Source organism: Peteryoungia desertarenae (assembly GCF_005860795.2).
GTDB lineage: Bacteria > Pseudomonadota > Alphaproteobacteria > Rhizobiales > Rhizobiaceae > Allorhizobium > Allorhizobium desertarenae.
In genome coordinates, this window is sequence record NZ_CP058350.1 from 633,567 (window position 1) to 653,229 (window position 19,663).

Below are 19,663 nucleotides of genomic sequence, written 5' to 3' on the forward strand. Positions count from 1 at the left end.
CGGTCCTTATGCGCCAAGCACGATGTTGGCCGCACTTTCCTTCAGTTCCACGCCAAAGGCGCGCTGGTATTGCTCAGCGACAAGCGTCCGTTCAAGCTCGTCGCACTTGTTCAGGAAGGTTGCGCGGAAGGCAAAGGCCACATCACCGAAGATCTCGGCATTCTCGGCCCAGGTGATGACGGTCCGAGGGCTCATGACGGTCGAAAGGTCGCCATTGACGAAGGCGGCGCGCGTCAGATCGGCAAGGCGCACCATGCGTGATACCGTATCGCGCCCCTCGGCGGTCGCGCCAAAGCTCTTGACCTTGGCCGAGACGATGTCGACTTCCTTGTCATGCGGCAGGTAGTTGAGCGTGGTCACGATCGACCAGCGGTCCATCTGTGCCTGGTTGATCTGCTGCGTGCCGTGATAGAGGCCAGTCGTATCGCCGAGACCGACCGTGTTGGCGGTCGCGAACAGGCGGAAGGCCGGATGCGGGCGGATGACGCGGCTTTGATCGAGCAATGTCAGGCGGCCCGAGCTTTCCAACACGCGCTGGATGACGAACATCACGTCCGGGCGGCCGGCATCATATTCATCAAAGACAAGCGCGACATTGTGCTGATAGGCCCAGGGCAGGATACCGTCCTTAAATTCGGTAACCTGCTTGCCATCCTTCAAAACGATCGCGTCCTTGCCGACGAGATCAATACGGCTGACATGACTGTCGAGGTTGACACGTACGCAAGGCCAGTTCAGGCGGGCGGCCACCTGCTCGATATGGGTCGATTTGCCGGTTCCATGGAAGCCGGAGACCATGACACGACGGTTGTGAGCAAAGCCCGCCAGAATCGCAAGCGTCGTCTCACGGTCGAACAGATAATCGGGATCAAGATCCGGAACATAAGGATCGCCCTTCGAATAGGCTGGAACACGTATATCGGTGTCGATGCCGAATACCTCACGCACCGACACGGTCGTGTCGGGCAGATTGGCAATATCAAGGTCAATTTTGCTCATTGTGTCTCCATGCCGGACGCCGCCGCCCGGCTGCATAAGGATGCCGCTGATCTTCGGATTAACAGAAACCAGCCTGCTTTAACAATTGGTAGGCCTGAATAACAGCGCGAAAACGCTCTTCCGATCCCCTGTCTCCGCCATTTGCGTCAGGATGGTGTTTTTTGACAAGCTCCTTGTAGCGCATCTTGATCTCCTGCGCGGTGGACTGCACCGTAAGTCCCAATGTATCCAGCGCTTTCGCCTCAAGTGTCTTGAGCTTCCGCTCGGTCGGCTGGTAACGCGAGGTCCCGCCGCGGCCCTGCTGCACGAAGCCGAAGGGATCCTTGATGCGCGCCTGTGACGCAGCAGAACCGGACCGGGCCGTCGAATGCAGAGGGCTTGCCTTGGCCGCCTTGTTGACGCCGACCGTCCAGGTTGGACGATGTCCGGTGATCGCTTCCTTCTGATAGCGTGCAATCTCTGTGTCGGACAGGCCGGAGAAATAATTATAGCCCTTGTTGTATTCCTTCACGTGCTCGAAGCAGAACATGAAAAACTGCCCCTCGGCATGACGGCCAACAGGTGCGCGATGGGCGCCCGGCTTGTCGCAGCCGTCCCACTGACAGGTCGGAGTTGTTTTCTCGGGCTCCGCATCGCACTTGCGCCGGGTGCGGATCCGATCGAAGTATTTCGAGTCAAGTTTCATGCTGTGATTATGGGGCGCTGGCCAAGGGTCGACAAGAATTGACAAACAGGATTGTTCGGCGCTTTGTGGGGCTTTTTCCAGAAGCAGGAAATCAGGATCAAGGTCAGGATAGAGGTATGAGCGTCCGCGCCCGCATTGAAGCTACCCTTCGCGATCGGTTCAGCCCCGAAAGACTGATCGTCATCGACGAGAGCAGCCATCATGCCGGACATCAGCCCGACATCACCGGGACGGGTGAAACCCACATGCGGGTGCGCATCGTTGCAGGCGCATTCGAAGGCATGACGCGGCTCGCACGGCACCGGGCGGTTACCGAAGCCTTGAGGCCAGAACTCGACGCCGGCCTTCATGCGCTGGCAATCGAGCCGGCAGCTCCCGGCGAACCAACCCGCTGGTGATCAGGACTCGGTCGTCGCAGGTTCGACGGGGCGGATGCGCAGCTTGGTGATGCGGTTCTTCTCCCGCTTCATCACGATGAACCGCTTGCCGTAGAAGGTGAAGGCCTGACGTTCCTCCGGGATGCTCTTTGATTCGTGGATGACAAGCCCGGCAATGGTGGTCGCTTCTTCATCAGGAAGCTGCCAGTCCATGGCACGATTGAGGTCGCGAATCGGAACACCGCCATCCACCACAATCGACCCATCGCTGTCCTGACGCACACCCTGCATTTCCAGGTCATGCTCATCGGCAATATCGCCAACGATTTCTTCCAGGATATCCTCGAGCGTCACGACGCCCTGCACTTCACCATATTCATCGACAACCACGGCAAAATGGCTCTTGCGACGCAGGAAGGCGTTGAGCTGATCTTTCAGGTTGGTGGTATCCGGTACGAACCAGGGCTTCTGGGCGATCTTCACAATATCCAGATCCTTGGGCTCGACATTTGGCTCGGCCAGCGCCCGGGTCAGATCCTTGGCATGGACGACACCGATAATGTTGTCGGTCGAGCCCCGCCAGACCGGCATGCGGGTATAGGGGCTTTCGAGAATGTTGCGGATGACGACTTCCGGCGGATCGTCGGCATTGACGGCGCGCATGGCCGTCCGGTGGATCATGATGTCGGAGACTTCAAGTTCGCCAAGGTCGAGCACGCCGCCGAGCCGGTCGCGGTCGGCCTTCACCACCGCACCCTCGCGATGCAGCAAAGCCACGGCACCACGCAACTCTTCGTGGCCGGAAAGCATGGATGCCTCGCCCGAAATCGAAACACCGAAAGCGCCGAGCAGTTTGCGCACGATCCAGTTGACAGCGCTGGAAAGCGGGCCGACCAGAAGCACGAAAGGCCGAACGAAAGGCGCAACGAAGAGAGCAAAGCGCTCGGGCGCCGAAATCGCCCAACTCTTCGGCAGGACCTCGGAAAACACGACGAGCAGGGCCGTCATCAAGAGTGTCGCAACAGCAACGCCGGAATCGCCGAACAGGCCGAGAAACAGGCTGGTGGTCAGCGCCGAGGCCAGGATGTTGACGAGATTGTTGCCGATCAGCAAGGCGCCGATCAGGCGATCACGGCGCTCGATCAGGAAGTTGACGAGCGTGGCGCGCTTGTCGCCGTTCATCTCAAGCGTGTGCATGCGCGCCCGTGACGTCGCGGTCAAAGCCGTTTCCGACCCGGAAAAGAAGCCGGACAGGATGATGAGCAGCAGGATCGCCAGGAGCGTCAGCCAGTATTCGGCAAGGGTCGCAATCAGGCTTTCCATCATACCACTCTCATTTCTTCCAGGAAGCGATGGACTTCGGATACAGGAACATCATCGGCGACAAAAGACTGGCCAAGATCCCGTGTCAGGATGAATGTCAGCTTGCCCCCTTTGACCTTCTTGTCCTGCGCGATCGCCGCCATCAATGCATCGGTCGGCGCGAGTTCGCCCGGGATCTCGCTCATCCGAGTTGGCAGACCGACAGCCTTGAGATGCCGCTCGACGCGATCGGCAAGATCCGGGCTTGCGAGATTGAGACGGGCGGAAAAGCGGTGGGCCAGAACCATCCCGATGGAGACGCCTTCTCCGTGAACCAGGCGGCTGCTGTCATATTCGGTAACCGCTTCCAGCGCATGACCGAAGGTGTGGCCAAGGTTCAAGAGGGCTCGGCGACCGTTCTCCCGTTCATCGGCGACGACCACGTCTGCCTTAGCCTGACAGCTCTGGGCAATGGCCTCGATACGGGCCGGCCCACCGGCGAAAACGTCCTGCCAGTTCCTCTCCAGCCATTCAAAGAAGTCCGGCTTGTCGATCAGGCCGTATTTCGCCACCTCGGCATAGCCGGCTCGAAATTCGCGCTCGCTCAGCGTATTGAGGATGTCCGTGTCGGCAATCACCAGATCCGGCTGATTGAAAACACCGACAAGGTTTTTGCCGTGGCGGGTATTGATGCCCGTCTTTCCACCGACGGAGGAATCGACCTGGGATAAAAGAGACGTCGGGATCTGCACGAAGCGCACGCCTCTCCGCACGATGCCTGCGGCAAAGCCGGTAAGATCGCCGATCACACCGCCACCCAGCGCAATCACCGCATCATTGCGCTCGATACGGGCTTCCAGAAGCACGTCGCAGACTTCGGTCAGGCTTTCAAAACTCTTTGTCTTCTCGCCTGCCGGCAGGGTTACGGAAACAGCTTCGATGCCGTCTGTCTGGAGGCTGTCCATCAGCCCATCCAGATAAAGCGCACCAACATTCGCGTCGGTCACGATGGCCGCCCGGCGCCCCTTGATGCGGGTCGAGATTTCCCCGCCAGCCTTGGCGATGAGGCCTGGTCCGATCAGAATGTCATAGGCACGCTCGCCCAGCGGTACGTGGACGATGCGCTCCGCAGTTTCCGATTTACTCATTTGGGTTTACCCTTGTCACAGTAATCGATGATTGCCTCAAGCACTTCGTCGACAATCACATCCTTGCGGACATCGCGGGACTGGACAGTCAAATCCGCCTCCGCATAAACCGGGTAGCGACGATCCATGAGGTCCTGCAACGTCTGCTTCGGGTTTTCAGTCTTCAGAAGCGGTCGATGGTCGCGCTTGTTGACCCGCTCCCACAAAACATCCAGATCCGCCTTGAGCCAGATGGACAGGCCGGCGGACTTGATGTGATGTCGACTGTTGTCGTTGATGAAAGCCCCCCCGCCGGTCGAAATGACCCTCGGGCCACCCCGCATCAGTCGCTTTATCACCCGTGTCTCAAGTGCGCGAAACTCGTTTTCGCCATAGGCCGCAAACAATTCGGTGATTGTCATGCGCGAAACGCGTTCGATTTCATGATCGGTATCAATGAATGGCAGACCCAGTTGCGTGGCCACCATACGGCCAATCGCCGACTTGCCGGCCCCCATGAGCCCAACAAATACAAGATTTCGACGTCCGAGTGCCGTCCGGGCGCGCTGGCCAAGAGTCGGCTCTGCGGTAAGAAGGATGTCTGTCATCAGCCCGTTCACTACTGTTTAAGGAACGGTATTGACAAATGCAGGCCAAGCGTCAAGCCGTTGCGCGAAATCAGGCTGGCCCCCACGAGCACTTGCAAGCCGTCGGAAGCCTATACATATCTTGGATTGACCGGCAGAGGACCGAGATGCCTACACTGTTCCGCTTTCTCTTCATCTGCGCGACGATCGCCGGGATCATTTATGGCGCCATGTGGTCGCTGGTGACATTCGTTGAACCAAGGGAACGGGAAGCCACAATCCGCATTCCTTCGGAACGCATAAATCCGCCCGCTGCAGAATGAACGGGAAGACCCATTGTCCAGCTTTGCTCACGCCCGTATCGAAGCCTTCCTGGAAATGATGAGCGCCGAGCGCGGCGCAGCAGCCAATACACTCGCATCTTACGAACGCGATCTCGACGACCTGTCGGATTTCCTGTCAGGCCGCTCCGTATCCATAGACAGCGCAATGCGTGAGGACTTATCCGCCTATCTGGTCGATCTCAATCGCCGCGGCTTCCAGGCCACCTCGCAGGCAAGACGCTTGTCCGCGATGCGACAGTTCTACAAATTCCTCTATGCAGAAGGCCTGCGGACGGACGATCCAACTGCCATCCTGGATGCTCCGAAGAAGGCAAGATCCCTACCAAAGACACTGAGCGTCAGCGATGTTGACAGGATGCTGGCCCTTGCCGAGCAAGAGGCCGAGGCCGATGAGCCTGACAGGTTCATAAGGCTGCGGCGGCTGCTTCTCGTCGAACTGCTCTATGCGACCGGCATGCGCGTCAGCGAACTCGTCTCGCTTCCTGCAAAGGTCCTGAGCCAGGAGGGTCGTTTTCTCATCGTGCGCGGCAAGGGCAACAAGGAACGTCTTGTTCCCCTTTCGCGTTCAGCGCTGAACGCCATGGCACGCTACGCGAAGGCCCGAGCGGCAATACCCGGTTATGAGGAAAGTCCGTGGCTTTTCCCGGCGTCCAGCAAGGAAGGCTATCTGGCAAGGCAGGTCTTTGCGCGGGAATTGAAGTATCTTGCCATAAGGGCGGGATTATCGGCGGCTGCAGTCTCTCCCCATGTGCTGCGCCACGCCTTTGCCAGCCACTTGCTTGGCAATGGTGCTGACCTTCGCGTGGTTCAGGAACTGCTGGGCCATAGCGATATCTCGACCACGCAAATCTATACCCATGTGCTGGATGAAAGGCTGCAGGAACTCGTCTATACGCATCACCCCCTTGCAAAACAGGGCAAAAACCACGATTAGGACCGGCAACGCCGGTACCTGACGGCAGACAAGCGCCCAGGGCAACACGATCGGAACCGACTTCATGCATAATTATCTCGACTTCGAAAAGCCAATCTCAGACCTCGAAGCTAAGATCCGCGAACTGAAGAAGCTGGCGGAAGAAGATGAAAGCATCGACACTTCGGAAGAGATCACCCGGCTGGAGGCCCGCGTCCAGGAGGCCATGGTCGAGATCTATTCAAAGCTCAACGCCTGGCAGAAGACCCAGGTGGCGCGCCATCCGCAGCGACCGCACTTCGTGGATTACGCCGCGCGTCTGTTTACGGACTTCACACCCCTCGCCGGTGACCGGAAGTTTGCAGAAGATGCTGCCATCCAGGCCGGGCTCGGTCGCTTCCGGGGTCAGCCTGTAGCCATTATCGGCCAGGAAAAGGGCAACGACACCAAGTCACGCCTCAAGCACAATTTCGGCAGCCCGCGCCCGGAAGGCTACCGCAAGGCTATCCGCATCATGGAAATGGCTGACCGTTTCGGTTTGCCGGTCATCTCATTGATCGATACGGCTGGCGCCTATCCCGGCGTTGGCGCCGAAGAACGTGGTCAGGCCGAAGCCATTGCGCGCTCGACTGAAACCTGCCTCGGCCTCAAGGTACCGATGATCTCTGTCGTGATCGGTGAAGGCGGCTCCGGCGGCGCTATCGCGATTGCAACGGGCAACCGCGTCTACATGCTGGAACACGCAATCTATTCGGTGATCTCGCCGGAAGGGGCCGCTTCAATCCTGTGGCGCGATTCTACCCGCGCAAAGGAAGCGGCGACCAACATGCGCATAACAGCTGACGACCTGAAGGGTCTTGGCATCATTGACGCCATCATTCCGGAACCTGTCGGCGGGGCGCATCGCGCGCCGGAGCGTGTAATTGATGCAACGGGTGAAGTGATTGCCGCGGCCCTTGCCGAACTTTCACCACAACCAGGCGACAAGCTTCGTGCGGATCGTCGCCAGAAGTTCCTGGATATCGGGCGCAATCTTTGAGGCTGAGCTCGTTTTCACGCATCCTCGCAAGATGTTGATCGCAACATCTTGATTGACTGGATCGACAGGCATTTGGTTTATGATTTGTGAAGAAAGCGATCCTAGACTAGAAGGGCTGGGTCCTAATGGGCCTGTTGTTCTCTTCAGTGAAAGAACCGAATTGCATGCGCTGGACACACACAGCTATCCTTTTGATCCTGGCAGGCGGTCTCGTCGGCTGCAATGATGCACTGGAAAGCGTCGATCCGCGTATCGCCGCGAACAAGGTGCATCAACCTTTGCCGCCCCGGATCTTGAATGAAATGAAGAAGAAGGGGATGCCGCGCAACTCCCCGATCGCATTTCGCATTTTCAAGGAAGAAGGTATCCTGGAGGTTTGGAAGGCCAAGGCCGACAACCGCTTCGAGAAGATTGTCGAGTACGAGATCTGTGCGTGGTCCGGACGGCTGGGACCGAAGTTCAAGGAAGGTGACCGTCAGGCGCCCGAGGGCTTCTATCCCCTGTCTCAGCACCATCTCAACCCGAATTCCAAGTATTTTCTCGCGATCAACACCGGTTATCCGAACCGCTTCGATCAGGCGAATGGCCGTACCGGCACCCATCTGATGATTCATGGCGCCTGTTCGTCATCTGGCTGCTATTCCATGACGGATGCACAGATGCTCGAAATCTATGCCTTTGCACGTGATGCATTCGCTGGTGGCCAGCAGAACATTCAGCTTCAGGCCTTTCCATTCCGCATGACGGCGGAAAACATGGCGCGGCACCGACACAGCCCGCATATAGAATTCTGGCAGAACCTGAAGGTCGGTTATGACAATTTCGAGGTTACGAAGCGTCCGCCCGAGGTGAATGTCTGCGATCGACGATACGTGTTCAACATGCAAGCGGCAGAGGGCAAGTCTTTTGTCCCAACCGCCGCATGCCCGCCCATGTCGAAGCCGCCGGCGCTGGAGATGGCCCTTGCATCCTACAACAAGGCCTATGACGCCGCCTATGAAAAGGCGCTGAAGAAGTACGACGGAAAGATCTGGATTGATCCGACCGAGGCCGAGCGCAAGGCGCTGGTCGCGGATTTGCGCAAGTCTCGCGCGCATGATCTGGCTTTTGCCCCGACAGGATCAGCCCTCAAGGCAGGGCGTCTTGCTCGTTTGGAAGATGTACAGAACGGCTCGGCTTCGGCTGCGGTTTCTGAAATGGCAGCCCCAGCAGCAAATGAAACTACGAACAATCAATCGGCACCGGCGGCAAACACAAACGCAACTGTCGCCGCGGCAGGGCAATCCGCGCCGATTCCGCAACCGAACCCGATGAATACTGCGCAAAACCAGCAGGGTGAGGCCCAGACAGCAGAGAAGAAGCCCTTCTGGAAGATCTGGTAAGACTATGGACCAGCCGGAGATCTATGACCTCAAGGGTCTGAAATGCCCCTTGCCGGTCTTGCGTACGCGAAAGCGACTTTCAACCCTGCCGTCCGGGACCAGTCTCTGGGTTGAGACCACCGATCCGCTGGCCGTAATCGACATACCGCATTTCTGTCGGGAGGATGGCCATGAGCTTGTCCAGTCCGAGACGGTAACCGGCGGCCATCGATTCCTGATCCGCAAGTCGTGACGTGAAACAGCAGCGCTGATCGGAACGGGGGGAACTGGCCAAGGTCAGAATTTCACGCCCGGAACGGCAAGCGGATTGTCCAGCATGGCCGTCCGATCCGGACGGTCAATGGCAAGCTTGCCCGTAAACGCGCCAAACAGATCCCGGACATAGTTTTCGGAAAGATCACGCGTGATCAGAACCAAACGGGTGCGGTGATCCTCTCCTGGCCATGCCGGCAGGCGCACCGGCGGATGAAAGATCGACTGCACGCCATGCAGGACAAGCGGGCGATCCGGGCGATCCGTCAAAGCGACAATTCCCTTCATCCGAAGGATCTTTTCCGGATGGGTCGACCGGAGAAGATCGATGAACATGTCCAGCGCCATGGGGTCGATCGGAACATCATGTAGGATCGAGAAGGACCGGATGGACGCGTTATGCCGGTTCACATCATGATGATGGTGATGGTGGTGAGCATCATGGTGATCGTCGTGGTCATGGCTGTGATGATGATGGTGCTCATCCGCGATCTCGTCACGAAGCCACCGATCGACATCAGCGATCTTGGTGGAGGGATCATAAAGCCCATTGACCAGAAGAGACGCCGGACGGACACCAAGTTGATCGGCATCTGTGATGGGCGCTCGCGGGTTAAGGTCGCGCATGCGCTGCCGGAGAGCATTGACGGTCGAAACATTGGCCAGCGCCTGCTTGGTCAGGATGAGACGATCGGCGACCGCAACCTGGCGAACCGCTTCGGAAAACTCGGCAAGAGTCGGAAGACCATTGACTGCATCAACCACCGTGACAACGCCATCCAGCTCGAAATGCTGGCCAATCGCCGGATGCCCCATGACCGACTGCATGACTGGAGCCGGGTCGGCGAGACCTGTGGTTTCGATGACGATCCTCGAGAGCCGTTTCAACCGTCCCGTCTGCATCCCGTCAATCAACTCGGCCAAGGTGTCGACCAGTTCACCACGGACCGTGCAGCACAGGCAGCCGTCAGATAGCTCCACAACACTGTCGCTCGAAGCCTCGACCAGCATATGATCTATGCCGACCTCGCCAAACTCGTTGATGATCAGCGCTGCATCGCGCATGTCCGGATCTTTCAGGATCTGGTTGAGCAAGGTCGACTTCCCAGCCCCGAGGAAGCCGGTGATGATGGAGACCGGAATCCGGTCAGCGAGCTGGGACATGCTGGATCTCAGAATGTGGGTCGGGGCTTCGGGATCGGTACATTGGCGATCTCGCCAGCACCGGCCGCAGGCTTCCTCGGGGTTTCGCTACCCGGCACCAGTCCGGCAAAAACCATTCTCGGCGGACGACCCATTTCCCGGATATAGGGAGACAAGAGCTTCATCCGGCCTGCATCATCGCGGCCCTCGCTGCGGATCTGGCGCGCAGTCGGGTTGCAGATTTCAGCGCTGATGTCCGTGACCCGATCACGCCCGTCGCCATAGGGCCGCAACTGGGTGAGAAGCTCGCCGGCACGGGAAGCCGTCAATCCCTTTTGGAGGAGTTCAGCAGAAAGATCCGCGCGCGCGCCCAGGCTGTCCGAACCAAGAACAACGGAGACGACAGTGCGGCCATTGCGGGTGGCAGAGGAGACCTGATTGAAGCCTGACGCACAGATGTAACCGGTCTTCATGCCATCCGCTCCGTTGAAGCGACCGATCAGGAGGTTGAAGTTCGGGTAATCTTTTGAACCGGTCGTCACCCCTTCAAGCGCGAAATATGACGCATACTCGGGAAACTCGCGACGCAGCGCCACCGCCAGCAGCGCCATATCCCGCGCCGTCGTATATTGGCCCTTGCCGGGCAGGCCATTGGCATTGACGAAGCGCGAGGAGGTCATGCCGAGACGCTGGGCTTCGGCATTCATCCGCGCAATGAACTTGTCATTACTGCCGCTGATCGCCTCGCCAACTGCAACCGAAACGTCATTTGCCGATTTGACGATCATGAGCTTGAGCGCACTGTCGAGCGTGAGTTGGGCACCCGGCCTGAAATACATTTTGCTGGCCGGCTGCGCTGCGGCCTTTTCACTCATCGTGATGACCGTATTCAACGAGATTTCGCCAGCCTTGATCGCTCGAAAAGCAGTATAGACGGACATCAGCTTGGTGAGCGACGCCGGATACCATTTCTTGAAAGCTTCCTCATGCGCAATGACGCGACCGCTACCGACATCGACGACCATTGTCGGATTTGCCTCGGCGGCAACCGGTGCAACAAGTGCAAGCAGGCAGGCTCCGGCTGCGGCCTGACGCAGGCGGGCCGTCATGCATGACATGCGGGCAGACTTCGTAAACACGGCTTATTTCCTCATGCGATATGGATGGAACTCGCAAACCAGAGATGCTTGCCATATGTAGTGAAGCAATGGCAAAGCCCATTGCATACGTCAATCTTAGGGCGCACTTTCCGTCCCGACAATTCCGTGATGTCAAAAACAGTTAGCAGGAAAACACCATGCCCGTCCTGAATCGCGCTTCGGAAATCCAAGAGGAAGCAACCGAGTGGCGCCGCCATCTGCATGCCCACCCGGAGATCCTCTACGAAGTTCACGATACCGCGGCCTTCGTTGAAAGGAAGCTCCGGGAATTCGGCGTCGATGAAATCGTGACAGGGTTGGGCAGGACGGGTGTAGTCGGCATTATCAACGGTCGCGGTTCGAGCAGCCGCACGATCGGCCTGCGCGCCGATATGGATGCGCTACCACTGGACGAGATTACCGGCAAGGACTATGCCTCGACCATCCCGGGCCGCATGCATGCATGTGGGCATGATGGCCATACATCCATGCTTCTGGGGGCTGCAAAGTATCTCGCAGAGACCCGCAATTTCGCCGGACGTGCTGCCGTGATATTTCAACCTGCGGAAGAAGGCGGGCGGGGTGCGCTCGCCATGGTCGAGGATGGCCTGATGGATCGTTTCGCGATCGAAGAGGTCTACGGCATGCATAACATGCCGGGACTGCCGGTCGGCACCTTCGCCATTCGCAAGGGGGGCATCATGGCGGCTCCCGACAAGTTCTCACTGAAGCTTACCGGCCGTGGCGGCCACGCGGCGGAACCGCACAACACCGCCGATACCATAGTCATCGGTGCCCAGATCGTCGGCGCCCTGCAGACGATCGCCGCACGCAATGCCAATCCGCTGCGCTCCGTCGTGGTCTCGGTGACACAGTTCCATGCCGGGACCACCCACAACATCATCCCCGAAGAGGCCTTTATCTCCGGAACGGTACGTTCGCTGGACGAAGAGGTCCGCGACCTGGCCGAGCGCCGGATCGGCGAGATCGCCGCCGGCATCGCCGCCGCCCACGGCGCCGCCATCGAATACGACTATGAGCGCGCTTGCCCGGTCACGGTCAATCACGCCGACCAGACGAATTTTGCCGCACAGGCAGCCATCGATGTTGCAGGACGAGATCACGTCGACACGGAGGTCGATCCGACCATGGCCGGTGAAGACTTCGCCTTCATGCTGCAGGCAAGGCCCGGCGCCTATATCCTGATCGGCAATGGCGAAACTGCTGGCCTGCACAATCCAGCCTATGACTTCAATGACGAAGCCATCGCCTATGGGGTGTCCTATTGGGCCAAATTGGTGGAGCAGCGATTGCCGGCCTAGCATTCCTCCGCAAAAGCTCTTGGCTTGGAGCTTCGGCTTTTGTATGCAGGGGATTAGTGGTCCCGTAGCTCAGCAGGATAGAGCATCAGATTCCTAATCTGAGGGTCACGTGTTCGAATCACGTCGGGATCACCACCATATCTCCAATTGTCGAACCCTAGATATTGAAGGGTTGTACAAACTGCTAAAATGCTCATGATAAGGCCTGTGCCACGAAGCGGGCGGAGGTTTCCGTCGGCTCCCAACCAGGGAGGACACCATTATGGTATCTGCATCCCAAGGCGCATCGGCCAACAAAGCCGACATCGTCGAAAGAGCGGTAAGACGGATCAATCGCCAGGAAAACTTGATCCCCGACATGACGTATGCAGAAAATGCAGCCGCACTCTTGGTTTATCTCTATGAGAATGGAGTGCATGACGAAGAAGAGCTTGTGGAACTGGCCTTGATGGCCAAGGGCAAACGCTACGATCCCAAGAATGGCAACTTCGTCTGACAATGAACGGGGGCCGTCTCGCCCCCGGATATTCATCGCATCCGGTCCCGGCTATCCTTGTCATAGAGGTCTCTGATAGTTTCCGATTGAGACAGCTTTTCCCGGGAAGACAGTTTGCGCTGCCTCGTCAGCGCGAATAACAGCGCGCCTCCCAGGATGACGGGACCGATTGCGACTGCAAAGAACCATAAGAAATTGCTCATGTTTGCTCCTTTGAAAGAGATCCATAAGCAAGCAACCCCGTTAGGACGCGTTGGTTCCGAGGTCTGGAGCGACGGATTTAATCCTGCCGCTCATTCAAGGCATCCTGCAATTGCAGCGCCAGGTCATGCAAATGTGGCGGCACATCTTCGCGCTTCAGTTCGCTCATCAGGATGTTCAGCTTCTGATGGACGACATCGTCCTTGCGGGCTCGGGAGGAGTCTGGGTCGGTTTTTGTCTTCTGTGCCATGTCATGTCCTCCGGCCGTTACCAACTTGCAACTGCCAGCAGTTACGGTTCACTTACATTTCACCACTACGCAAATGTTGGGAAATCGGATTGCCTTATCAGCGAACGGAAATCCGACATGCCTGATCGCACGGTCGAAATAGCCCATGGGGCCATCCTCTCACACCGCACCGGGCAAGCTGCCGAACTCCGGAAATTTTTCCGACATGGCTTCACGACTGTCAAACATCATGGCTTCCGAGTGGAGAGTGACTGAGATGTTGTCTCCCACATCCAGAGGTTCGGCCAGACCGACTTCGACCGAACCGTCGTGATTGCGCTGCAACTCGGCGACGGAGGAAAATCCCATCTGGAGCAACCAGTCCCGAGGGGCCTTCAAGCTGACCGTGACATGCCAGCTTTCGTCCGTCGCGGCTAGTGCCTTCAGCTGGTAGGTCACGAGCGCATGGCTATCCCCCACATGAAGGCTACCCTGCCCCTCTGCCATTTCCACTTGTTTCATCTTTGTCGTCCTCGCGGGATTCGTCTTCACTGCTGTTGCAAGCGGTCGAACCAGAGGGGCATCGAGATGTTCCCGCAAACCTTCAGAACATATAGCAAGTGTCGATGACAGGAACCCGCAGGATCGACATTTGGTATTACTGTGGAACATCGCAGCGGGGGCGGCGTTCGAGTCGAAGCCTGACAATATCAAACGACGGAGAACGGGATGTCGGACGCGCAACAGACCACCGATCATGAGAGTATCCGGCGGTGGGTGGAAGAACGCAATGGCCGGCCTGCCCGCGTGAAATCGACCAAGCCCGGAGGTATTCTCCGTATCGATTTCGGCGAACCCGAAGAGTCTCTTGAGCCGATCGACTGGGACCAGTTCTTCCGGATCTTCGAGGAGAATGATCTGGCTTTCTTGCATCAGGACAAGATCAATTCGGGCAGTCAGAGCCGCTTCAACAAATTCGTTTCCCGCAAATGAAGGTTCGAACGCATACCTCGATCCGCTCATCTCCGCGCCAGCGGAACCTTGGTTGCTCAAGGACGTTTCATGCGCATTGCGCTCAATTGCATTTATCCCTGGAGGAGGGCGACCTTGTCGACACAAAGACCAGAGCTTGCCGCACAATCCGAGGTGGTTGAACTCATTCCCGCTTTGAGGGCCTTTGCCCGGACATTCTGCCCCAAGCCGGAAGAAGCCGATGATCTCGTGCAGGAGACGCTCACGAAAGCGCTCGCCAACCTCGACAAGTTCGAACCGGGTACGCGGCTTAAATCCTGGCTCTTCACAATCATGCGCAACACGTTTTGCACCCGTATCAAGAAAAGCAGCCGCGAGACGATCGGCCTGCCGGAAGGGATCACGGCTCGACTGACGACGGAGGCAAGCCAGGAATGGACTGTCCAAGCGGAAGAGGTTCGCAGAGCTCTGGAACGCTTGCCATCGCATCATCGCGAAATGCTGGTCCTGATCGTCATGCTGGGAGAGCGCTATGAGGATGCCGCCGAGATTTGCGGCTGCGCTGTCGGAACGGTGAAAAGCCGGCTGAGCAGGGCACGCCAGCAATTGAGACGCGAACTCGGAGAAGTGTCTTCCCCCGCCTCACTCGAATGAATGCATCAGATGAAAGGCGACCACAAGCCGATCTGTTGAAACCGGATTTAGCCAGCCTGCGGCAGATGGGTCTGATTTATGTGACAGATACCATGCCGGGGATCACTCGGCGAAGATGCGGCAAGGGCTTTGCCTATCGTTGGCCAGATGGTGCCCGGCTCGATGATCATGCGACACTGGCCCGCATCCGCAATCTTGGCCTCCCGCCAGCCTATGAACAGGTCTGGATTTGTCTCGATCCGAAGGGGCATCTGCAAGCGACGGGTCTCGACGCCAAAGGGCGCAAGCAATACCGCTATCATCCAGACTGGGCTGCCTGGAGAAGCCAGCAGAAGTTCGATCAACTGTTGCCCTTCGGCAGGAAACTGCCCGTCATCCGCCGCCATGTTCTTGAAGACCTCAAGGGGGACGGCGACCTTCAGACATTTCTCCTCGCGACACTCGTCATACTGCTTGATGTGACCCACATGCGGGTCGGAAACCGCAGCTATGCCGAGGAAAACAAGACTTTCGGGGCGACAACCCTGCTGAAACGCCACCTGCATTTCGACGAAGACGCGATCCGCATCAGCTTTACTGCAAAGGGAGGAAAGCGCGTTCGCCGCACATTGCGGCATCCGAGACTGCAACGCGTGCTGGAGGAGATTTCCGACCTGCCAGGCCGCGACCTGTTCTCGTGGAAGGACAGCGGAGGTACACTCCATCGCATCGATTCCGGTCGCCTGAACCAATACTTGTCGGAAACGAGCGGCAATCACGTCTCCGCCAAGACCTTTCGCACATGGGGCGGCAGCGTCGCGGCCCTCGCCGCGGCGGGCAAAGCACTTCGCGCGGGCGAGAAGATTACCGTCAAGCTCATGTGCCAAGCCGCCGCCGAGACACTGCACAACACTCCGGCAATTTGCCGCAACAGCTATGTCCATCCTCATATCCTGAAGCTTGCTTCCGATGACGACGCAGCAGAACGTCTGGTCTTGGTGGATCAGCCAGATAAGATTAGTGGGCTCAGGAGAGACGAGGATCGATTAATGGCATTTCTGCAGCAGGCTTCTGTTCGAGATGAGCAGACATGACAAAAGCCGGCTTGGGGAGCCGGCTTCAATCATCAGCGTGATGAATGATCACGCAGCCTTTTTCTGGGCAGCTGTATTGACCGCCTTCTCGGCAAGCTTGGTCAGCGCTTCGTCCGTCCTGGATTCCTCATCCAGCGTCTGCTTGAGAAGTTTGGCAGCATCCTTGTAGCCCAGCTGTTCGGCCCAGGCATGAAGAGTACCGTAGCGGCTGATTTCGTAGTGCTCGACCGCCTGAGCCGCTGCAAGCAGACCTGCGTCTAAGGCCGCGGTACCTTTGAACTCTTCAAGGATCTCTTCACCCTCCGAGACAATGCCTTCGATGGCATCACAGGTCTTTGCCCGGGGGCGCTTTCCAATCATTTCAAATACCTGCTGGAGCCGCTCGATCTGGCCTTCCGTCTCGTCCCGGTGCTTTTCGAAGGCAGCCTTCAGCTTTTCGTCCTGTGCTCCACGGGCCATTTTCGGCAGTGTCTTCAGGATCTTACGCTCGGCGTAATAGATGTCCTTCAGCGTTTCGTGGAACAGGTCTTCAAGGGTTTTCTCAGCCATGTGATTTATCTCCTATCGCTTAGAAACAAGCTCCCTAACAACAGGAGATCACCTCCAATTGTTCCTGCCGAATGGAGTCAATCGTGGGCCGACGATGAGGGGCCTTTCAAGGAACGTTCGCCCCCAACGGACGTTGGACACGGGACGCCGCGATACAGCGGCCCGGAACCAAGGAGGATCAAGATATGGTCAACCGAGACAGAGACAACTGGTATGCAAGCCGCGAAGCCCGCAACGTCCAGCGAAGACCTGGTGGGTATAGTGGCGACGGTGACTACGGCCCCGGCGAAAGCGGCTTTGTCCGAGGCTACGAGCAACGCCGACCCGATGCCGACCGCTATGGCCCTGATCGACAGATGGACTATGGAAATGAAGGTGGCTACGGCTCCTATGCCGGGTCGCGTTATCCCCGCATGGGCCGTGAGGACTGGACAACCGACGACCTCGGCTATTACGGCGACATGAGCGATCGGGGCTATGGCGACCGCACCCGTGGATATGCCCGCGGGGCGGGCAGCGGCTATTATCCATCCGATCATCCTTCCTATCGGGGCGGCTATGGTCGACGTCGAGGCGAGCCCGAGGAAGATCGCGGCTTTCTGGATCGGGCGAGCGACGAGGTGGCATCCTGGTTCGGCGATGACGAGGCGTCCAGGAGACGCGAACGTGACACCCATCGCGGCAAGGGACCCAAGGGCTACAAGCGTTCCGATTCCCGAATACAGGAGGACGCGAATGACCGTCTCGCCGATGACGGCTCAGTCGATGCCTCGGACATCGAGGTGAGCGTAAAGGATGGCGAAGTGACGCTCAGCGGCTTTGTCACAGACCGTTGGGAAAAGCGCCGTGCCGAAGATTGCGTGGACGAGGTCTCGGGCGTCAGTCACGTCCAGAATAACCTTCGCGTTCGCACCTCGGGCGAGGGCCAGACACAGACGTCGATCTAGCCAGTTGCCAGTTTTGGCGGTGTGAGGGCCCTTAGTGCATTGAGGATGACGGCGACATCGATCACCTCCTGCAAGACGGCCCCCTCCACCGGCAAAAGATAACCGAAGGTCGCGGCCACCATTGCGACTGCGGACAGACAGAGGCCGGCGATGGCGCTTTGCAGTGCGATGCGCCGGCTTCTTTGCGCTATGGCAAGGGCGACCGGGAGACGACCAAGATCATCGGTCAGCAACACGACATCCGCCGCTTCCGAGGAAGCCGCAGACCCCCGCGCACCCATGGCAACCCCGACATCGGCAAGGGCAAGTGCCGGCGCGTCATTAACGCCATCACCAACCATCATGACCGCGCCCTGACGACGTTCGGCCTCCACGAGACGGACCTTGTCTTCCGGCTTCAGTTCACCATGGGCTGCATCCACACCAAGGCTTGTCGCGGCTCGTTCGACAATTGACGTCTGATCACCAGATGCCAGCACCAGACGGGTAACACCTGCTGTGCGGAAGGCGGCCAGACTGTCCGCAGCATCTGCGCGGATGCGGTCAGACAATAAAATCCGGGCTGCAAGGATACCATCAATGGCAACATGAACGACTGCGATACCATCATCGAGCTTGAGCTTTGGCGGCAAAATGCCTGTAAACCGGGCGACATAACCGCGACCGCCGACGGCAATCCGGACCCCGTCGACCCTGCCGTGCAAACCCTCCCCTGGCGCTTCTTCAACCTCATCTGGGGAGGCGAGCTTCAAACCTCTCGAAGCGGCTGCCTCGATCAGTGCGGTTGCCATCACATGACCGGATGCCTGATCGAGACCAGCCGCCAGAGATAGCACATGATCTGACGTGAAACCCGCTTCACAAATCACTTCCGTAACCTTCGGCTTACCACCGGTCAGGGTGCCGGTCTTGTCCATGACGGCAATCTTGACGGAGGCCAGCGCTTCAAGCGCACCACCGGACTTGATGAGAACGCCATTGGCAGCCGCCTTGGACATCCCGGAGATGAGCGCCACAGGCACGGCAAGGATCAGCGGACAGGGCGTCGCGACGACCAGAACCGCCAGAGCCCGGACTGGATCACCGCTCAGCCAATAAGCAAAACCCGCAAAGACGAGCGTGATGGCAAGGAAACTGAGCGCATAGCGATCTGCAAGGCGCACCATCGGCGCCCGGCTTTCCTGCGCTGCCTCGACCAGCCGAACGATGCCAGCATAGGTACTCTGCGCCGAGGGACGAAGAACGGAAAGGTCAAAGGGTGCAGAAACGACGGTTGCACCGCTTGGGACTTCGCCCCCGGCCCCGATCTCGACCGGCACGGCTTCCCCCGTGAGTGCGGAAAGATCGAGGATCGCGTTCCCCTTGGAGACCCTGCCGTCTACGGGAACCACTTCACCCTTGCGCAGCAGGATTCTGTTGCCGGGGACGAGATCTTCGATCGGAACTTCCATAAGACCTGACGGCTGATAGCGCATGGCAGTGCGGGCGACACGACCAAGCAGAGCGGTCATGTCGCGTCGCGCGCGTCCTTCGGCATAGTTTTCAAGCTGCTGCCCACCCGCATACATAACCGCAACAATGGCAGCAGCCAGCGTCTGGTCGAGGGCAAGCCCCACGCCGATGGACAGTGCCGCAATGAGATCGACACCAGCCCGGCCAGCAACCAGGGAACGGACAATCTGCAGACAGAGTGCCACAAGAACGACCAGTGCACCGGCACGCCAGAGCGATTCGCCATGCAACGGCAGCTCGAACCAGTGCAGGAGACCGCCGCCGACAAGGCCGCAAATGGCGATGACGACGAGAAGAAATGGCGCAGCTCGATCATAGGTCTTGGTAAAGGCGATCATGTTGACTCCGGTGCAGCTTACCGAACATACAGCACGGACCCTTGCTGGCATTCGCTTTCCCTTGTAGAGCCTTCTGATACT

Annotated in this window: 23 protein-coding genes and 1 tRNA gene; 13 read left to right on the forward strand and 11 right to left on the reverse strand. The window is 58.3% G+C overall.

The genetic code is table 11. The annotated features are described in order from the left end of the window. Positions 1-6: 6 nt before the first annotated feature. Positions 7-999: a cobaltochelatase subunit CobS gene (gene cobS / locus FE840_RS03000; protein ID WP_138287309.1), complete on the reverse strand. Its 993-nt coding sequence runs from the start codon at positions 997-999 to the stop codon at positions 7-9. Between the two features lie 58 nt (positions 1,000-1,057). Then, positions 1,058-1,684: a J domain-containing protein gene (locus FE840_RS03005; protein WP_138287308.1), complete on the reverse strand. Its 627-nt coding sequence runs from the start codon at positions 1,682-1,684 to the stop codon at positions 1,058-1,060. 116 nt (positions 1,685-1,800) lie between these two features. Between FE840_RS03005 and FE840_RS03010 the strand changes: the two genes are divergently transcribed. Next, complete coding sequence (locus FE840_RS03010; RefSeq protein WP_138287307.1) at positions 1,801-2,082, forward strand: BolA family protein; 282 nt, start codon at positions 1,801-1,803, stop codon at positions 2,080-2,082. Here FE840_RS03010 and FE840_RS03015 read toward each other — a convergent pair whose 3' ends face one another. The 3 genes from FE840_RS03015 to FE840_RS03025 are packed head-to-tail and all read right to left on the reverse strand — an operon-like array spanning position 2,083 to position 5,098. Beyond that, positions 2,083-3,387, reverse strand: coding sequence for an HlyC/CorC family transporter (locus FE840_RS03015; protein ID WP_138287306.1), 1,305 nt, complete (start codon positions 3,385-3,387; stop codon positions 2,083-2,085). It abuts the gene before it with no gap. Beyond that, a complete protein-coding gene (aroB, locus tag FE840_RS03020; protein WP_138287305.1) occupies positions 3,384-4,511 on the reverse strand; it encodes a 3-dehydroquinate synthase in 1,128 nt (375 codons plus the stop codon). The genes FE840_RS03015 and aroB overlap by 4 nt, the downstream gene beginning before the upstream one ends. Continuing rightward, positions 4,508-5,098: a shikimate kinase gene (locus FE840_RS03025; protein ID WP_138287304.1), complete on the reverse strand. Its 591-nt coding sequence runs from the start codon at positions 5,096-5,098 to the stop codon at positions 4,508-4,510. The genes aroB and FE840_RS03025 overlap by 4 nt, the downstream gene beginning before the upstream one ends. 146 nt (positions 5,099-5,244) lie before the next feature. Between FE840_RS03025 and FE840_RS03030 the strand changes: the two genes are divergently transcribed. The 5 genes from FE840_RS03030 to FE840_RS03050 all read left to right on the forward strand — a co-directional run bounded on the left by FE840_RS03030 (position 5,245) and on the right by FE840_RS03050 (position 8,987). Further along, positions 5,245-5,400, forward strand: a complete 156-nt coding sequence (locus tag FE840_RS03030; protein ID WP_171033692.1) for a hypothetical protein — start codon at positions 5,245-5,247, stop codon at positions 5,398-5,400. A gap of 13 nt (positions 5,401-5,413) precedes the next feature. Continuing rightward, positions 5,414-6,355, forward strand: a complete 942-nt coding sequence (xerD, locus tag FE840_RS03035; protein WP_138287303.1) for a site-specific tyrosine recombinase XerD — start codon at positions 5,414-5,416, stop codon at positions 6,353-6,355. 64 nt (positions 6,356-6,419) lie between these two features. After that, positions 6,420-7,373 carry an acetyl-CoA carboxylase carboxyltransferase subunit alpha gene (locus FE840_RS03040; RefSeq protein WP_138287302.1) on the forward strand — a complete coding sequence of 318 codons (954 nt, stop codon included), beginning with the start codon at positions 6,420-6,422 and terminating at the stop codon, positions 7,371-7,373. Positions 7,374-7,537: 164 nt separating this feature from the next. Continuing rightward, positions 7,538-8,755 carry a L,D-transpeptidase family protein gene (locus FE840_RS03045; RefSeq protein WP_138287301.1) on the forward strand — a complete coding sequence of 406 codons (1,218 nt, stop codon included), beginning with the start codon at positions 7,538-7,540 and terminating at the stop codon, positions 8,753-8,755. Positions 8,756-8,759: 4 nt separating this feature from the next. After that, positions 8,760-8,987 carry a sulfurtransferase TusA family protein gene (locus FE840_RS03050; protein WP_138287300.1) on the forward strand — a complete coding sequence of 76 codons (228 nt, stop codon included), beginning with the start codon at positions 8,760-8,762 and terminating at the stop codon, positions 8,985-8,987. 44 nt (positions 8,988-9,031) lie between these two features. On the opposite strand, the gene FE840_RS03055 is transcribed toward FE840_RS03050, so the two are convergent. Both FE840_RS03055 and FE840_RS03060 read right to left on the reverse strand, forming a co-directional pair. Beyond that, entirely contained in the window at positions 9,032-10,171 is a 1,140-nt protein-coding gene (locus FE840_RS03055; protein ID WP_138287299.1) for a CobW family GTP-binding protein, read from the reverse strand. A gap of 8 nt (positions 10,172-10,179) precedes the next feature. Continuing rightward, the gene (locus FE840_RS03060; protein ID WP_138287405.1) at positions 10,180-11,268 is read right to left on the reverse strand and encodes a D-alanyl-D-alanine carboxypeptidase family protein; all 1,089 of its coding nucleotides are present in this window, start codon (positions 11,266-11,268) and stop codon (positions 10,180-10,182) included. Positions 11,269-11,447: 179 nt separating this feature from the next. Between FE840_RS03060 and FE840_RS03065 the strand changes: the two genes are divergently transcribed. The 3 genes from FE840_RS03065 to FE840_RS03075 all read left to right on the forward strand — a co-directional run bounded on the left by FE840_RS03065 (position 11,448) and on the right by FE840_RS03075 (position 13,107). After that, a complete protein-coding gene (locus tag FE840_RS03065; RefSeq protein WP_138287298.1) occupies positions 11,448-12,611 on the forward strand; it encodes a M20 aminoacylase family protein in 1,164 nt (387 codons plus the stop codon). Positions 12,612-12,669: 58 nt separating this feature from the next. Then, positions 12,670-12,746: transfer RNA gene (locus FE840_RS03070), tRNA-Arg, on the forward strand. A 127-nt stretch (positions 12,747-12,873) separates the two neighbouring features. Next, positions 12,874-13,107, forward strand: coding sequence for a hypothetical protein (locus tag FE840_RS03075; protein ID WP_138287296.1), 234 nt, complete (start codon positions 12,874-12,876; stop codon positions 13,105-13,107). 280 nt (positions 13,108-13,387) lie between these two features. On the opposite strand, the gene FE840_RS03080 is transcribed toward FE840_RS03075, so the two are convergent. Then, positions 13,388-13,558, reverse strand: a complete 171-nt coding sequence (locus tag FE840_RS03080; protein ID WP_171033691.1) for a hypothetical protein — start codon at positions 13,556-13,558, stop codon at positions 13,388-13,390. Positions 13,559-13,717: 159 nt separating this feature from the next. Continuing rightward, positions 13,718-14,059: a hypothetical protein gene (locus FE840_RS03085; RefSeq protein WP_138287294.1), complete on the reverse strand. Its 342-nt coding sequence runs from the start codon at positions 14,057-14,059 to the stop codon at positions 13,718-13,720. A gap of 207 nt (positions 14,060-14,266) precedes the next feature. On the opposite strand from FE840_RS03085, the gene FE840_RS03090 reads away from it, so the two are divergent. The 3 genes from FE840_RS03090 to FE840_RS03100 all read left to right on the forward strand — a co-directional run bounded on the left by FE840_RS03090 (position 14,267) and on the right by FE840_RS03100 (position 16,236). Continuing rightward, positions 14,267-14,530, forward strand: a complete 264-nt coding sequence (locus FE840_RS03090) for a hypothetical protein (RefSeq protein ID WP_138287292.1) — start codon at positions 14,267-14,269, stop codon at positions 14,528-14,530. Positions 14,531-14,599: 69 nt separating this feature from the next. After that, complete coding sequence (locus FE840_RS03095) at positions 14,600-15,163, forward strand: sigma-70 family RNA polymerase sigma factor (protein WP_425502160.1); 564 nt, start codon at positions 14,600-14,602, stop codon at positions 15,161-15,163. 32 nt (positions 15,164-15,195) lie between these two features. Further along, positions 15,196-16,236, forward strand: a complete 1,041-nt coding sequence (locus FE840_RS03100) for a DNA topoisomerase IB (RefSeq protein ID WP_425502193.1) — start codon at positions 15,196-15,198, stop codon at positions 16,234-16,236. A 48-nt stretch (positions 16,237-16,284) separates the two neighbouring features. Here FE840_RS03100 and FE840_RS03105 read toward each other — a convergent pair whose 3' ends face one another. Then, positions 16,285-16,785 (reverse strand): YciE/YciF ferroxidase family protein, encoded by a 501-nt coding sequence (locus tag FE840_RS03105; RefSeq protein WP_138287286.1) that lies wholly within the window; start codon positions 16,783-16,785, stop codon positions 16,285-16,287. A gap of 185 nt (positions 16,786-16,970) precedes the next feature. Here FE840_RS03105 and FE840_RS03110 point away from each other — a divergent pair, with 185 nt between their 5' ends. Continuing rightward, the gene (locus FE840_RS03110; RefSeq protein WP_138287285.1) at positions 16,971-17,732 is read left to right on the forward strand and encodes a BON domain-containing protein; all 762 of its coding nucleotides are present in this window, start codon (positions 16,971-16,973) and stop codon (positions 17,730-17,732) included. On the opposite strand, the gene FE840_RS03115 is transcribed toward FE840_RS03110, so the two are convergent. Next, on the reverse strand, positions 17,729-19,582 hold the full coding sequence (locus FE840_RS03115; protein WP_138287283.1) for a heavy metal translocating P-type ATPase: 1,854 nt from the start codon (positions 19,580-19,582) through the stop codon (positions 17,729-17,731). The two genes, FE840_RS03110 and FE840_RS03115, sit on opposite strands and share 4 nt — an antisense overlap. Positions 19,583-19,663 lie beyond the last annotated feature (81 nt).